Raw genomic sequence first — 14,189 nt, forward strand, 5'->3', positions numbered from 1 at the left:
GTTGCTCACGTGTTACTCACCCGTTCGCCACTAATCCACCCAGCAAGCTGGGCTTCATCGTTCGACTTGCATGTGTTAAGCACGCCGCCAGCGTTCATCCTGAGCCAGGATCAAACTCTCCGTAAAGAAACAATGCCGACAACCACCGGAATAAGGCGATCGCAGCGAGTTCGAAACTGACCAAAAAAGGATGCCATTACTGGCAAATCCATGAATTGATCCAAAGGAATCTCACCAACCAAAAACGGTTGGACGAGGTTATTTGGCATTTGACAAGTGCACGCTGTTGAGTTCTCAAGGATCGGATGCACCCAGCATTCGCGACCTGTCCGGTCGCTTCATCACTGGGGCAACTTCTCTATCCTAAACTCGCTCATTTCCGCTTGTCAAACTCGGCGTGTCGCGACTTCATCGCGACGCCACCGGCTTGAGCGGAGACGAACGAACCTCACTTCGGACCAGACCCGAGGGCCTGCTCTTCTGTGAGGGGATCGTGTTCGACGACTTGAGGGGAGCTGGCCTTCCGGCTCTTCGCTCTACCCTTTGGGGCGAACAAGTAAGACTCTACGTGGCATGCGCCCCCTCCGCGAATCGTCTCCGCACCCCGGGCGTGTCGCCGTCGCCGATCTCGCGTGCGACCAGGACTATCGGACGCGAACGCGTATCCGGGCGACCGGCACCGTGAGCGCGAGCAGGATGCCGAGCCCCGCCCACACCGCACTGGCGACGGGGAGCACACGGTACGCGAGGTGCTGCGGGGTGTAGTCCGCGGTGAACGGGCCCCAGTGCACGAGCCCGACCACCCAGGCCGCGGCGAGCAGCGCCGGCAGGGCGACCCACCACGTCCGGCGCATCCACGCCGGAAGCACACGGCGGAGCGGGGCCGGGCGCGTCCGGCGCAACCGGAGCGCCGCCCACACCGCGAGGATGACGAGGCCGATGACGCCCGAGCCGTACTGCAGCCACTTGTAGGCCGGCAGCGGACCCCACATCACGGCCAGGTCGAACTCGGTCATGCCCCACCGGCCCTCGTGCGTGAAGGAGTCCCAGGCGATGTGCGATGCGACGCCGAGGGCGAGGGCGACCAGCACGAGCAGGGCGCCGCCGACGCTCGAGCGGGAGCCCTCCTGCCGTGCGAAGACTCCGCGAAGGCCCTCCGCAGCGCCGGCATCCCACTCCCCCGGCAGACGCGCGGCGATCCAGCCGGGCGCGAGTTCACGGGTCGCCGGACGCAGGACGCACCGCCACACGAGCAGCAGTCCGAGCGCCACCAGCACGGTCACCGGCATCCACGCGTAGCTGTGGGTCATCTCGTAGCGTTCCGGGAACGCCCGCACGAACAGCGGCAGGTCGGGGGCCATCGCCCCGACCGCGAGGGCCGCCGTCGGCAGCGGGGTGCGGATGAACGGCAGCGCCACGACCGCGTGGCTCGGTGTGAACGGCATCAGGCGAGGAACACGCCGGCGAGGGTCTTCTTGCCCCGGCGCAGCACCGAGACTCCCCCGGGAAGAGCACCGGTCACCAGCGCGTCGTCGGACTCGACCCGGGCGCCGTCGAGGGTGACGCCCCCCTGCGCGATGGCACGCCGGGCCTCGCTCACACTCGAGACGAGGCCGGTGTCGACGAGCGCCTGCACCACGGTGGTCTCCGCCGGCGCCTCCGTGTGCGGCAGCTCGGTCAGGGCGCTTCGCAGCACGACCGAGTCGAGCGCGGTCAGATCGCCCTGGCCGAACAGTGCCTCGGATGCGGCGATCACCTTGGCGGTGGCATCCGGCCCGTGCACGAACGTGGTCACCTCCGCGGCGAGTCGCTTCTGCGCGGCGCGGCGGAACGGCTCGGCCTCGACGAGCTGCTCGTACTCCGCGATCTCGGCGCTCGTCAGGAACGTGAAGACCTTGAGGCGCGCGATCACGTCGGCGTCGCCCGTGCCGAGCCAGAACTGGTAGAACGCGTACGGGCTGCACATGTCGGCGTCGAGCCAGATCGCGTTGCCCTCGCTCTTGCCGAACTTCGTGCCGTCGCTGTTCGTGATCAGCGGCGTGCCGATGGCGTGCACGGGCCGGCCCTCGACGCGGTGGATGAGATCGGTGCCGCTCGTGAGGTTGCCCCACTGGTCGGAGCCGCCCGTCTGCAGCACGCAGTCGTACTGGCGGTACAGCTCGAGGTAGTCCAGACCCTGCAGGATCTGGTAGCTGAACTCGGTGTAGCTGATGCCGGCATCCGAGTTCAGGCGCGCGGCGACGGCCTCCTTCTTGAGCATGGTGCCGACGCGGTAGTGCTTGCCGATCTCGCGCAGGAAGTCGATCGCCGACAGCGGCGCCGTCCAGTCCAGGTTGTTGACGATGCGGGCGGCGTTCTCGCCGTCGAAGCTCAGGAAGCGCTCCACCTGGGCGCGCAGGCGCGCGACCCAGTCGGCCACGGTCTCCTTGGTGTTGAGCGTGCGCTCGGCCGTCGGGCGCGGGTCGCCGATCAGGCCCGTCGAGCCGCCGACGAGGCCGAGCGGCTTGTGGCCGGCGAGCTGGATGCGGCGCAGCAGCAGCAGCTGCACCAGATTGCCCAGGTGCAGGCTCGGCGCGGTCGGGTCGAACCCGCAGTAGTAGGTGAGCGGGTCTCCCCCGAGCGCGGCGCGCAGCGCCTCGGCATCCGTGGACACGTGCACCAGGCCGCGGTAGACCAGCTCGTCCCAGACGTTCTCGAACGCGGGGTCGTTGGCGGGCGCGAGGGCGCGAAGAGGGGTTTCCGACACGCGTTTCAGGCTATCAGCGGCGGATGCCCGCCTCCGTGGAAGACTGAGCCGCATGCTTCTGGCAGGCTCCGCACCGCTGCTCCTCGCGATCCTGGCGATCTTCCTGTTCGTCGTGCTGTGCGGGGCGCTGGTGCTGTGCATCGTGAGCCTGCGCCGGCCGATGACGCTGCCGCTGGTGATCGCCGGCGGTCTCGTGCTGCTCGCCCTCGTCGTGGTGGCCCTCTCGCCGGTGAAGATCCCGACCCTGATGGGCATGATCCTGGCGGTGCTCGGCATCGCCGTCGCCGTCGTCGGCGGCAACCCGGTCACGCGGCAGGTGCTCGACGTGGCATCCGGCGGCCGCGTTCAGGAGACCGAGGACGGAGGCATCCTGGTCGCGGTCGACGACGACGGGGATGCCGCAGCCACCCGCACGCTCATGCGCGGCGGCACCGTGATCGGCTACCTGGAGCGCATCGCCGCCGTCGTCGCGATCATCGCCGGATTCCCCGAGGCGATCGCCGTGGTCGTGGCCATCAAGGGCATCGGCCGGTTCTCGGAGCTCGCCGCATCCGAGGCCCGCGAGCGGTTCATCGTGGGCACGCTCGCCAGCCTGCTGTGGGCATGCGTCGTCGGTGCGCTCGTGCGCCTCGCGATGTTCTGACCGTCAGCGCAGCTCGAGCAGGGCGAAGCCCTCGACGAGCGCGGCCGCACCGGAGGCGGCGAGCGCCTGCGACACCGCGGACTGGGTGATCTGCTCGGCGGCCGCGAGGGCGCGCTGCGTCTGCCCGAGGCAGCGCCCGTACGTGAGCCGGCGGGTGCGTTCGGTCATCCCGCCGATCAGCTCGTCCCGCGCGAGCAGATAGGCGTTCGCCCGGCGCGCCGCGACGCGGGCGGCATCCGGCTCGCTCTCGTGCGCGACGACCCAGGTGCGCGCCGCCGGCACCGTCCGCTGCTGCAGTGCGTGCACGCGATCGATCGCCTCGCGGGCCGCCCACCAGCCGGGGCCGTCGGGGATGCCGCCGGAGGCCGCCTCGGAGGGCACGGCGCCGATCGCTCCGATGCCGAGCCCGTACCGGCAGTCCACCCCGTCGGGCAGGGCCAGCCGCAGCAGCAGCAGCGATGCGAGAGCCGCGTCGAGCGTCGGGTAGACGCCCTGCTGCTCGTCGCCGACCGTCGGCCGCAGCGGACGCTCGGCGACCGGCAGGTCGCTTTCGACACGCGCGATGGCGTCGTCGAGCGTGCGCTGGGCGGAGGCCCGGTCAGCCAGCTGCCGGGAGCCGACGATGTCGGCGGTGACCGCGATCATACGATAAGGGTATCACTGATATTTTTAGAAGATAAGTGATTCCCTGATCAAATGGAGGTGATCAGAGCCCGAGCGTGTGGGCGACGGACTGCGAACGCGAGATGAGCTGGGTGCGCTGCTCGGCGACGCGGACCGGAGCCGTGCCCCCGACGCCGGTGCGGGATGCCACCGACCCCTCGATCGTGAGCACCTCGCGCACGGCCGGATCCAGCAGCGGCGACACCTGCGCGAGCAGCTCGTCGGAGGCATCCGCGAGTCCGATGCCCCGCTCCTCGCAGGCCTGAACCAGGGCGCCCGAGATCTCGTGCGCGTCGCGGAAGGGCACGCCCGTGCGCACCAGCCAGTCGGCCACGTCCGTCGCGAGCGAGAATCCCTCCGGAGCGACCGCGGCCATGCGGTCGGTGTCGAACCGCATGGTGGCGACCATGCCGGCGAACGCGGGAAGCAGCACCTCGAGGGTCGTGATGGAGTCGAAGACCGGCTCCTTGTCCTCCTGCAGGTCGCGGTTGTAGGCGAGCGGCAGCCCCTTGAGCGTGGTGAGGAGACCCGCGAGGTTGCCGACGACGCGGCCGGCTTTGCCGCGGGCGAGCTCCGCGATGTCGGGGTTCTTCTTCTGCGGCATGATGCTGGAACCGGTCGAGAACCCGTCGTCGAGGGTGACGAAGCCGAACTCGCGGGTGTTCCAGATGATGACGTCCTCGGCGAAGCGCGAGATGTCGATGCCGATCTGGGCGGCGATGTAGGCGAACTCGGCGACGACGTCGCGGGCTGCGGTGCCGTCGATCGAGTTCTCGGCCGGCACAGCGAGGCCCAGTTCGCGGGCCACGAGCGCGGGGTCGAGGCCCAGCGACGAGCCGGCGAGCGCTCCCCCGCCGTACGGCGAGACGGATGCCCGCGCCGACCAGTCGCGCAGGCGCTCGAGGTCGCGCACCAGCGGCCAGGCGTGCGCCTGCAGGTGGTGGGCGAGGAGGATCGGCTGCGCGGACTGCAGGTGCGTGCGCCCCGGCATGATGGCATCCGGATACGCCTCCGCCTGCGAGACGATCGCGTCGATCACGCGCAGCACGTCCCGCGCGATCATGCGGGAGTGGTCGAGCAGATACATGCGCACGAGGGTGGCGATCTGGTCGTTGCGGCTGCGGCCGGCGCGGAGCCTGCCGCCGACCTCCGGGCCGACCTCGGCGATGAGCGCCTGCTCGAGCGCGCCGTGCACGTCTTCGTCGCCGGGCTGGGCGACCAAGGTGCCGTCGGCGATGCGGGCCGCGAGCCGGTCGAGGCCCGCGTGCATGATCCGGGCCTCGGCGGCATCCAGATATCCGGCGGCCTCGAGCGCCTTCGCGTGCGCGTGGGATCCGGCGATGTCGTAGAGCGCCAACGTCCAGTCGAAGTGCGTGGAACGGCTCAGCGCCTGCAGCTCGGGCGACGGGCCGGAGGCGAAGCGCCCGCCCCAGAGGGAGCCCTCGTTGGTGCCGTGCGGGGTCGGGATGCCGGATGTCTCGCTCACCGCACCAGCCTAGCCGCGACGCCCCACGACCCCCGGACGGGTGGCATCCGGCATCCGGCATCCGGCATCCGTTCGTCCACATGGGGAGTCGGGCGACGACTTCCCCACAGAGCCCACCACCGCTGACACGTGGCCTGCGCCGGCCACCACGATGAGGCCCTATGGCCCGCTCCCCGCGCCCCCTCCCCGACGAGCTCGGAGACAGCTTCTCAACGTCAGCGGCCCGGTCGATCGGAGTGACGGAGCGCCGCCTACGGCATCCTGACCTGACCGCTCCGTTTCACGGCGTCCGGATGCGGCCGAGCGGTGCCGCCGACTCATCGCCGGATGAGAGCCCCGCTGCACGGGATGCCCGGCGGTATACGGCGGAGATCACCGGACGAGCACAGGCGCTCGCCCAGGTGATGCCGCCCACGTGGGTGTTCTGCCACGTGACGGCGGCGGTGCTGTGGGGTCTGCCCGTACCGTTGCGGCTGTTGCGGCCCGCCGTCGAGAGGAATCGGGACCAGTCGATCGTGCCGCCACGCGGTCTCGATGTCGGCATACTCGCCCCCGGCCGCGCCCCGCGGCGCGTCGGCATACGCGGATACGAGCTCTCCCCGCGATTGGCGACGGTGCGGACGGTGAAAGGGATGCCGGTGACGAGTCCGGCGACGACCTGGGCCATGCTTGCCGCGCAGCTGACCGTGGACGAGCTCGTCGCGCTGGGCGATGCCATCGTCTTCATCCCCCGCCGGCAGGGGATGAAGCGCGGCACGCCGGACGATGCCCTCGGCACCGTGGCCCACCTCGCGTCCGCTGCGCACGCCCCGTTGCGTCGGCACGCCGTCAAGCTGCGACAGGCTCTCGCGCTCGTCCGCGTCGGCAGCGCATCCGCCGCGGAGACACGCGTGCGACTCGGATGCGTCCGCGGCGGCCTGCCCGAGCCGACGCTCGATTTCGACGTCTTCGCCCTCGACGGCACGGCGATCGGGTTCACCGAGTTCGCGCACGAGGAGTTCCGCGTGCTGACCGAGTACGAGGGCGACCACCACCGCGTCGACCGCGCGCAATGGCAACGCGATGTCGAGAAGCACGCGGCCTGTGTGGATGCCGGGTGGGAGGTGCTGCGGCTCACAGCGGCGGATGCGTACCCGCGTGTCGAGCCCGCGGTGGAGCGCATTCGCCGGGCGCTCATCCGCGGCGGATGGCGTCCGGATCCGGAGCGTCGCATCGGTTCCTGACCGAATCCGCCGCCAATCGGCGGGATGACGACGGAATTCGTCAGGAACCTCGATGACTCGGCGACGTTCCTGACCGATCCCGTCGTTCCCTGCGCTGTTTGCGACGGATTTCGTCAGGAAATGCGGCGGCCGCAGGCCGGCGTCGGGCCGCGGCCTCCTCCTGCTTCGCGAGCAGCCACACCAGCAGCGCCTTCTGCGCGTGCAGTCGGTTCTCGGCCTCGTCCCACACGACCGACTGCGGACCGTCGATGACGTCCTCGTCGACCTCGTAGCCGCGGTCGGCGGGCAGGCAGTGCATGAAGATCGCGTCCGGCTTGGCGCGGGCCATGATGTCGGCGGTCACCTTGTAGCTGCCGAGGTCGAGCAGCCGGTGCTGCTTCTCGTCCTCCTTGCCCATCGACACCCAGGTGTCGGTGACGATGACGTCCGCGCCGTCCGCCGCGGCGCGCGCATCGCTGAGGAGGGTCAGCGACCCGCCGGTCTCGGCGGCGATCCGGTGGGCGTCGGCGACGACGTCCTCGCGCGGGGCGTAGGACTCCGGGGATGCCACGCGCACGTGCATGCCCGCGACGGCTCCGGCGAGCACGAACGAATGCGCCATGTTGGACTTGCCGTCGCCGTAGAAGGTGACGGTGAGGCCCGCCAGATCGCCCTTGTGCTCGCGGATCGTGAACAGGTCGGCGAGCAGCTGGCAGGGATGGAAGTCGTCGCTCAGGGCGTTCACGACCGGCACCGTGGTGCCGCGGGCCATCTCCTCGAGACCGGCCTGCCCGTAGGTGCGCCACACGATCGCCGCGCACATGCGCTCGAGCACGCGCGCCGTGTCGCTCGGGGTCTCCTTGCCGCCGAGCTGGCTGTTCGCGGTCGAGATGATGAGGGGCGATCCGCCGAGGTCGGCGATGCCGACGGCGAACGACACCCGGGTGCGGGTGGAGGACTTGTCGAAGATCACCGCGACGGTCTGCGGGCCCGCGAGGGGCTTGCGGCCCCAGCGATCGGCTTTCAGCTCGGATGCCAGCTGCAGGATCTCGGCCTGCTCGGCGGGGGTCAGGTCATCGTCACGCAGCAGGTGGCGGGTCACGCGTGTACCTCCGGGGAGAGCGCCGCGACGGCGGCGAGACTTTCGGCGAACAGGGGCTGGAACTCGGCGATCTCGGCGTCGCCGATGTTCAGCGGCGGGGCGATGCGGATGGTGCTCTCGTTGGCCGCGTTGACGATCAGGCCGCGCTGCTGGGCGGCGGCGACCACGTCGTTCGCGACCGGAGCGGTCAGCTGCACCCCGATGAGGAGGCCCCGGCCGCTCGTGCCGGCGACGAGGGGCGAGCCGATGGCCGCGACGGCATCCCGGATCTGCGCGCCGCGCCGCGTGGCGTTGGCGGGCAGGCCGGATGCCTCGATCTCGCCGAGCACCGCGACCGCGGCGGCCGCGGCGAGCGGGTTGCCGCCGAAGGTGGAGCCGTGCGTGCCCGGGTAGAACAGGTCGCTCGCGGCACCGAAGGTGATGAGCGCGCCGACCGGGAACCCGCCGCCGATGCCCTTCGCGACGGTGATGGCGTCGGGCACGATGCCGGCGTGCTGGAATCCGAACCAGTCGCCGGTGCGACCGGCGCCGGTCTGGATCTCGTCGACGATCAGCAACGCACCGTGCCGGGCCGTCAGCTCGCGCGCCGCCTGCAGGTAGCCGTCGGGGAGGTCGATGACCCCCGCCTCGCCCTTGATGGGCTCGACGAAGAACGCCGCGACGTCGTCGCCGATGGCCGCTTCGAGCGCCTCGACCGTGGACTCCAGGTGCTCGACGCCGGCGGGCATGGGCTCGAACGGCGCGCGCATCGCCGGCTTGCCGGTGAGGGCGAGCGTGCCCATCGTGCGACCGTGGAACGCGCCCTGCAGGGCGAGGATGCGGGGACGCTCCACACCGCCGTGCAGGCGGGCGAGCTTGAAGGCGGCCTCGTTGGCCTCGGCGCCGGAGTTGGCGAAGTACACGCGCCCGGACTCGCCGGTGCCGGCGAGACGCTTGAGGGTGGCGGCGAGTTGGAGCTGGGCGGGCGTGGCGAAGTAGTTCGACACGTGGGCCAGGGTCGCGGCCTGCCGCGCGACGGCCTCCACGAACACCGGGTGCGCGTGGCCGAGCGAGTTCACCGCGATACCGGCGAGGAAGTCCAGGTAGCGGCGGCCGTCGGCATCCCACAGGTGGGCGCCCTCGCCGCGCACGAAGAGCTCCATGCGCGGGCCGACGTTCTTGATCAGATCGCGGGCGACGTCATCGCGCCAGGTCATGCGACCACCTCCGTGCCGATTCCGTTCTGGGTGAAGATCTCGACGAGCACCGAGTGCGGCACGCGGCCGTCGATGATCGCGGCGGTCTCGACGCCGCCCTCGACGGCGTCCAGGCACGCTCGCATCTTGGGGATCATGCCGGACTCGAGCGTCGGCATGAGCTCGCGCAGCTCGGCCGCGGTCAAGTGCGAGACCAGCGACGAACGGTCGGGCCAGTCGGCGTACAGGCCTGGGACGTCGGTGAGGATGACGAGCTTCTCGGCCTTGAGCGCGACGGCGAGCGCCGACGCGGCGGCATCCGCGTTGACGTTGAGCGAGTTGCCGGGGTTGTCGAGGTCCGGGGCGATCGAGGAGACCACGGGGATGCGGCCCGCCTCGAGCTGGTCGAGCACGTGCTGCGGGTCGACGCTCACGATGTCGCCCACCCGGCCGAGCGAGTGCTCGACCCCGTCGACGACGACGCCGCGCTGGCGTCCGCCGAACAGACCGGCATCCTCACCAGAAAGGCCCATCGCGAGCGGGCCGTGGGCGTTGATCTTCGCGACCAGCTGCGGGTTGATCTGGCCGGTGAGCACCATCCGCACCACGGTGATGGCCTCGGTGCTGGTGACCCGGTAGCCGCCCTTGAACTCGCTCGGGATCGCGAGGCGGTCGAGCATGTCCGAGATCTGCGGGCCGCCGCCGTGCACCACGACGGGCTTCACCCCGACGTAGCGCAGATAGGCGATGTCCTCGGCGAAGGCCTCCTGCAGCTCATCGGACACCATGGCGTTGCCGCCGTACTTGATGACGATGATCTGATCGCGGAAGCGCTTGAGCCAGGGCAGCGATTCGACGAGCATGGCGGCCTTCTTGGAGGCCTCCGCGGGGTCGGTGTCTTGCAGGGGGGCGTGGATCATGACGAGTATGCGCTGTTCTCGTGGACGTAGTCGTGGGTGAGGTCGTTGGTGAGGATGGTCGCCGTGGCATCCCCGGTCTTGAGGTCGATGAGCACGTGCGTGGCGCGCGGGGTGAGGTCGACGTCCTCACGGGGGCGGTCGGGGCCCCCGGCGGTGCAGACGCGCACGCCGTTCATCCAGACATCCGTGTCGTACGGGTCGAACTCCGCCGTCGTGGTGCCGATCGCGGCGAGCACGCGGCCCCAGTTGGGGTCGTTGCCGAAGATCGCGGCCTTGAAGAGGTTGTTCCGGGCGACGGAGCGGCCCACCTCGACGGCGTCGGACTCGGATGCCGCGTGGGTCACCTCGATGGTGACGTCGTGGCTCGCGCCTTCGGCGTCCTGCTGCAGCTGCTCGGCGAGGTCCCGGCAGAGGTCGGCGAGCGCGGCGGCGAACGCGTCGAGGTCCGGCCGGATGCCGGATGCCGCGTTGGCGAGCAGCGTCACCTGGTCGTTGGTCGACATGCAGCCGTCCGAGTCGAGCCGGTCGAACGTGCGGCCGGTGGCGGAGCGCAGGGCAGCATCCGCCTGCTCGGCATCGAGATCGGCGTCGGTGGTGATGACGACGAGCATGGTCGCAAGGCCCGGCGCCAGCATCCCGGCGCCCTTCGCGATGCCGCCGATCGTCCAGCCGTCTGCAGTGCGGACGGACGTCTTCGCGCGGGTGTCGGTGGTCATGATGGCGGCCGCCGCGGCATCCCCGCCGTCCTCGCTCAGCTGCGCGATCGCCTGCGCGGTGCCGGCGAGCACCTTGCCGCGGAACACCTCGTCGCCCGACCCGATGAGACCGGTGGAGCACACCAGGATGTCCCCGGCGCTGACGCCGAGCAGCTCCGCAGCCTTCTCGGCGGTCTGGTGCGTGGTCTGGAAGCCGAACGATCCGGTGAAGCAGTTCGCCCCGCCCGAGTTCAGCACGACCGCCTCGACGATGCCGTCCTGGATGGCCTGCTTCGACCAGATGATCGGGTTGGCCTGCGCGCGGTTGCTGGTGAAGACGGCGGCGCCGACCTTCCGCGGCCCGCGGTTGACGACGACGGCGACATCCGGCTTGCCGGTGGATTTGAGGCCTGCGGCGACGCCGGCGGCGGCGAATCCCTGGGGGGCGGTGACGCTCACGGCGCGACTCCGTTCACGGTGAGTGCGCGGTCCTCGGGAAGGCCGAGCGCGATGTTCATGGACTGGATGGCGGCACCGGCGGTGCCCTTGACGAGGTTGTCGACGGCGGCGACGACGACCACGCGGTTCGCGTCACGGTCGATCGCGAGCCCGAGGAGCGCGGTGTTCGCCCCGAGCACGTCGGCGGTGCGCGGCACCTGGCCTTCGGGCAGCAGCTGCACGAACGTCTCGCCCGCATAGGCGTCCTCCCACGCCTGCCGGATCTGCGCGTCGGTGACACCGGGGGCGATCGGCGCGGTGCTGGTGGCGAGGATGCCGCGGGCCATGGGGACGATCACGGGCGTGAAGGAGACGTGGATGCCGTCGGTGCCGGTGCCGGCCGCGGCCGCGAGTGCCTGCTTGATCTCGGGGATGTGCCGGTGCGTGCCGCCGACCGCGTACGGGTTGGCAGAGCCCAGCAGCTCACTGCCGAGGAGGTGGGTCTTGAGGCTCTTGCCCGCTCCCGACGGCCCGACCGCGAGCACGGTCACGATGTCGCCCGGGTCGATGACCCCCGCGGCGACCCCGGGGGCCAGGCTGAGGCTGACGGTCGAGGCGTTGCAGCCCGGCGCGGCGATGCGGGAGGCTCCGGCGAGCGCAGTGCGCTGCGTCCCGCCGGCGACCGGCAGCTCGGGCACCCCGTACGTCCACGGCTCGTGGAACGCGCCCCCGTAGAAGGCGTCCCAGGCATCCTTCGAGGTGAGCCGGTGGTCGGCGCCGGCGTCGATGACGAGCGGGACGTCGCCGAGCGCGTCGGTGTACTGGCCGGACTGGCCGTGCGGCAGGGCGAGGAAGACGACGTCGTGTCCGGCGAGGATCTCCGGGGTCGTGGGCTGCAGCGTCAGGTGCGCGAGGGAGCGCAGGTGCGGCTGGTGCGCGACGAGCGGGTCGCCGGCGTTCGAGTGCGCGGTGACGGTGCGGATCTCGACGTCGGGATGGCCGGCGAGGATGCGCAGCAGCTCGCCGCCGGCATAGCCGGAGGCGCCGGAGACGGCGACCGAATAGGGCATGGTTCCACCTTAGTTTCCAGGTCAGTCGGGCGTAGGCGGCGACGCCCGCTGCGCGCGCGGAAAGAGCGCGTGGCAGGGTCGCCTAAAGTCGGCGCTGACCCGGACGTCGGCGCGCGCCACCGAGGCTCACGGGGAGCTGCTCGAGGTTGGCGACGGCCGAGGACATGGGGCGAGGTTATCCGGCCGCGGTCGCCGACCGCAAATCGGACGGGCCGTGTGACGCTCAGCCGGCGTTCGCGGCGAAGAACGCGCGCACCCGGTCCCAGGCATCCGCGGCGGCCGCCGGGACGTAGCGCGGACCCGCATCGTTGAAGAACGCGTGGCCGGCATCCGGGTAGACGACGGCCTCGAACGCGACGCCCGCCTCGGCCATCTGCTCGCGCACCGCGGGCAGGGCGTCGATGAGGCTCGGGTCGTGCTGTCCGTACAGCGCGAGCACCGGGCAGTGCATCTGCGCGATGCGGTCCGCGGTGGGCGCCCCGCCGTAGAACGGCGCGGCGGCGCGCACGCGGTCGTCGGCCGCGGCGAGGAGGAACGTGTAGGTGCCGCCGAAGCAGAATCCGGATGCCGCGATGCGCCCTTCGACGTCGGGCTGCTCGGCGAGCCAGTCCACCACGGCGACGAGCGCGGTGGTGGCCCAGGCGGCGTACTCCGGCGCCCGGGCCTCGGTGAGCGAGTCGCGCAGCCGCGGCTGGGCGGCGACCCGCACCTCCTCGTCGGGGTCGTGCATGGCCGCGAACAGCTCGGCGCCGAGCTCGGGCGCGACCCCGGCACGGCTCAGGATGTCGGGGGCGGCGACGAGGTATCCCTCGGCCGCGAAGCGGTCGGCGACGTCCCGGATGTGCGGCTGCAGACCCCAGATCTCGTGCACGAGCACGAGCGCCCCGCGCAGCCTTCCCGCCGGTCGCGCGACGTAGACGTCGAAGTCGGTTCCGTCGGGGGCGCGCAGCTGCAGATTCTCGCTCATGGGCGCCACGCTACGCGCGGCGCCCATGAGCGGACTGAGTCGGGCGCTACTCGCGCAGCGTGGCGCCGAAGCGCTCGGCCGCCACCGCGACGCCGCCGAGCTTGGCCTCGGTGGCCTCCGCGGCGGTCAGGGTGCGGTCGGCGGCGCGGAAGCGCAGCGCGAACGTCAGGCTCTTCGCGTCGTCGGGCACGCCGGCGCCGCGATAGTCGTCGACGAGCCGCAGGGACTCGAGGAGCTCCCCCGCGCCGTCGCGCAGCGCGGCGGCGAGCGCCGCCGCGGGCAGATCCGCCGGGACGATGAGCGAGACGTCCTGCGTGGCCGCGGGGAACGTCGACAGGGATGCCGCGGTGACCCGTTCGCCGGCGAGGGCGGTGAGCGCGTCGAGGTCGAGTTCGGCGACGTAGACGCGGCCGGGCAGGTCCGCCTCGGCGGAGACCGCGGGGAGCACCTCGCCGACGTAGCCCACCGGGGTGTCCCCGACCGAGACGATCCCGGCGCGTCCGGGGTGCAGCGCGGCACGCCGTCCCTGCTCGACGCTGACGGTGACGCCGGCGGCGGACGCGATCGTGTGCACGGCATCCAGCACGTCGCCGAGGGCGGCCGGGACGGCGGCCTGCCCGGGCTGCTTGGCCACGGCGGCACCGGTGGCGAGCACCGCGACGAAGCGGGACTGCGGCGGGATCGACGCGTTCAGCGCGGCGAGGGTCGCCTCGTCCGGACGCTGTGCGAGCGGCGGCACGTCGACCGTGCCGTACTCGACGCCGGGTTCGGGCAGGAACACCGAGCCGAGCTCGTACAGCGCGAGGTCGGTGAAGCCGCGGGCGAGGTTGCGGTGCGCGGTCTGCAGCAGGCCGGGCACGAGCGAGCGGCGCAGGAACCGGGTCTGCCCGTCGATCGGGTTGGCGAGCTCCACCGAGGGCAGCGGCTCCCCCGTCGCCGACCCGTGCAGGCTGTTCAGCTCGGCGGTGGTGAACGGGAACGACGGCGTCTCCACGTACCCGGCGGCGGCGAGCGCGTTCGCGACGCGGCGGCGCGCGCGCTGCGGGGCGGTGAGGCCTCGGCCGGACGGCGGGGTGGGCAGC

General features: G+C 71.4%; 12 protein-coding genes, 1 rRNA gene and 1 pseudogene. 2 read left to right on the plus strand and 12 right to left on the minus strand.

The features are described 5' to 3' along the window. From VJR25_RS00100 to tyrS, 3 genes are all read right to left on the minus strand, one after another. Nucleotides 1-126 (minus strand): 16S ribosomal RNA (locus VJR25_RS00100); the annotation flags it as partial. Between the two features lie 518 nt (nucleotides 127-644). After that, entirely contained in the window at nucleotides 645-1,445 is an 801-nt protein-coding gene (locus tag VJR25_RS00105; protein WP_324111261.1) for a DUF4184 family protein, read from the minus strand. Continuing rightward, nucleotides 1,445-2,800 (minus strand): tyrosine--tRNA ligase, encoded by a 1,356-nt coding sequence (gene tyrS, locus VJR25_RS00110; RefSeq protein WP_414683688.1) that lies wholly within the window; start codon nucleotides 2,798-2,800, stop codon nucleotides 1,445-1,447. The genes VJR25_RS00105 and tyrS overlap by 1 nt, the downstream gene beginning before the upstream one ends. On the opposite strand from tyrS, the gene VJR25_RS00115 reads away from it, so the two are divergent. Next, nucleotides 2,799-3,389, plus strand: a complete 591-nt coding sequence (locus VJR25_RS00115; protein ID WP_324111265.1) for a hypothetical protein — start codon at nucleotides 2,799-2,801, stop codon at nucleotides 3,387-3,389. The genes tyrS and VJR25_RS00115 overlap by 2 nt on opposite strands. Before the next feature lie 3 nt (nucleotides 3,390-3,392). On the opposite strand, the gene VJR25_RS00120 is transcribed toward VJR25_RS00115, so the two are convergent. Both VJR25_RS00120 and argH read right to left on the minus strand, forming a co-directional pair. Then, nucleotides 3,393-4,034, minus strand: a complete 642-nt coding sequence (locus VJR25_RS00120; RefSeq protein WP_324111267.1) for a SatD family protein — start codon at nucleotides 4,032-4,034, stop codon at nucleotides 3,393-3,395. 61 nt (nucleotides 4,035-4,095) lie between these two features. Beyond that, a complete protein-coding gene (gene argH / locus VJR25_RS00125; RefSeq protein ID WP_324111269.1) occupies nucleotides 4,096-5,538 on the minus strand; it encodes an argininosuccinate lyase in 1,443 nt (480 codons plus the stop codon). A gap of 293 nt (nucleotides 5,539-5,831) precedes the next feature. Here argH and VJR25_RS00130 point away from each other — a divergent pair, with 293 nt between their 5' ends. After that, nucleotides 5,832-6,761: a hypothetical protein gene (locus tag VJR25_RS00130; RefSeq protein ID WP_324111271.1), complete on the plus strand. Its 930-nt coding sequence runs from the start codon at nucleotides 5,832-5,834 to the stop codon at nucleotides 6,759-6,761. A gap of 40 nt (nucleotides 6,762-6,801) precedes the next feature. On the opposite strand, the gene argF is transcribed toward VJR25_RS00130, so the two are convergent. From argF to VJR25_RS00165, 7 genes and pseudogenes are all read right to left on the minus strand, one after another. Then, complete coding sequence (gene argF / locus VJR25_RS00135; protein ID WP_324111273.1) at nucleotides 6,802-7,842, minus strand: ornithine carbamoyltransferase; 1,041 nt, start codon at nucleotides 7,840-7,842, stop codon at nucleotides 6,802-6,804. After that, complete coding sequence (locus VJR25_RS00140) at nucleotides 7,839-9,038, minus strand: acetylornithine transaminase (protein ID WP_324111276.1); 1,200 nt, start codon at nucleotides 9,036-9,038, stop codon at nucleotides 7,839-7,841. Before VJR25_RS00140 ends, argF begins: the two co-directional genes overlap by 4 nt. Then, a complete protein-coding gene (gene argB / locus VJR25_RS00145) occupies nucleotides 9,035-9,937 on the minus strand; it encodes an acetylglutamate kinase (protein WP_324111278.1) in 903 nt (300 codons plus the stop codon). Before argB ends, VJR25_RS00140 begins: the two co-directional genes overlap by 4 nt. After that, nucleotides 9,934-11,091, minus strand: a complete 1,158-nt coding sequence (argJ, locus tag VJR25_RS00150; protein ID WP_324111280.1) for a bifunctional glutamate N-acetyltransferase/amino-acid acetyltransferase ArgJ — start codon at nucleotides 11,089-11,091, stop codon at nucleotides 9,934-9,936. Before argJ ends, argB begins: the two co-directional genes overlap by 4 nt. Next, nucleotides 11,088-12,140, minus strand: coding sequence for an N-acetyl-gamma-glutamyl-phosphate reductase (gene argC, locus VJR25_RS00155; RefSeq protein WP_324111281.1), 1,053 nt, complete (start codon nucleotides 12,138-12,140; stop codon nucleotides 11,088-11,090). Before argC ends, argJ begins: the two co-directional genes overlap by 4 nt. 223 nt (nucleotides 12,141-12,363) lie before the next feature. Continuing rightward, nucleotides 12,364-13,107, minus strand: a complete 744-nt coding sequence (locus tag VJR25_RS00160) for a dienelactone hydrolase family protein (protein WP_324111283.1) — start codon at nucleotides 13,105-13,107, stop codon at nucleotides 12,364-12,366. Between the two features lie 46 nt (nucleotides 13,108-13,153). Continuing rightward, a pseudogene (locus VJR25_RS00165) lies at nucleotides 13,154-14,189 on the minus strand (phenylalanine--tRNA ligase subunit beta); the annotation flags it as partial.

It is taken from the genome of Microbacterium sp., from assembly GCF_035277845.1.
GTDB lineage: Bacteria > Actinomycetota > Actinomycetes > Actinomycetales > Microbacteriaceae > Microbacterium.

What these genes read in the sequence shown, in the direction of transcription:
- VJR25_RS00105 (WP_324111261.1), bottom strand. Translation starts at nt 1,445, where the DNA reads ATGCCGTTCACACCGAGCCACGCGGTCGTGGCGCTGCCGTTCATCCGC.
- VJR25_RS00115 (WP_324111265.1), top strand. Translation starts at nt 2,799, where the DNA reads ATGCTTCTGGCAGGCTCCGCACCGCTGCTCCTCGCGATCCTGGCGATC.
- tyrS (WP_414683688.1), bottom strand. Translation starts at nt 2,800, where the DNA reads ATGCGGCTCAGTCTTCCACGGAGGCGGGCATCCGCCGCTGATAGCCTG.
- VJR25_RS00120 (WP_324111267.1), bottom strand. Translation starts at nt 4,034, where the DNA reads ATGATCGCGGTCACCGCCGACATCGTCGGCTCCCGGCAGCTGGCTGAC.
- VJR25_RS00130 (WP_324111271.1), top strand. Translation starts at nt 5,832, where the DNA reads ATGCGGCCGAGCGGTGCCGCCGACTCATCGCCGGATGAGAGCCCCGCT.
- VJR25_RS00140 (WP_324111276.1), bottom strand. Translation starts at nt 9,038, where the DNA reads ATGACCTGGCGCGATGACGTCGCCCGCGATCTGATCAAGAACGTCGGC.
- argB (WP_324111278.1), bottom strand. Translation starts at nt 9,937, where the DNA reads ATGATCCACGCCCCCCTGCAAGACACCGACCCCGCGGAGGCCTCCAAG.
- argC (WP_324111281.1), bottom strand. Translation starts at nt 12,140, where the DNA reads ATGCCCTATTCGGTCGCCGTCTCCGGCGCCTCCGGCTATGCCGGCGGC.
- VJR25_RS00160 (WP_324111283.1), bottom strand. Translation starts at nt 13,107, where the DNA reads ATGAGCGAGAATCTGCAGCTGCGCGCCCCCGACGGAACCGACTTCGAC.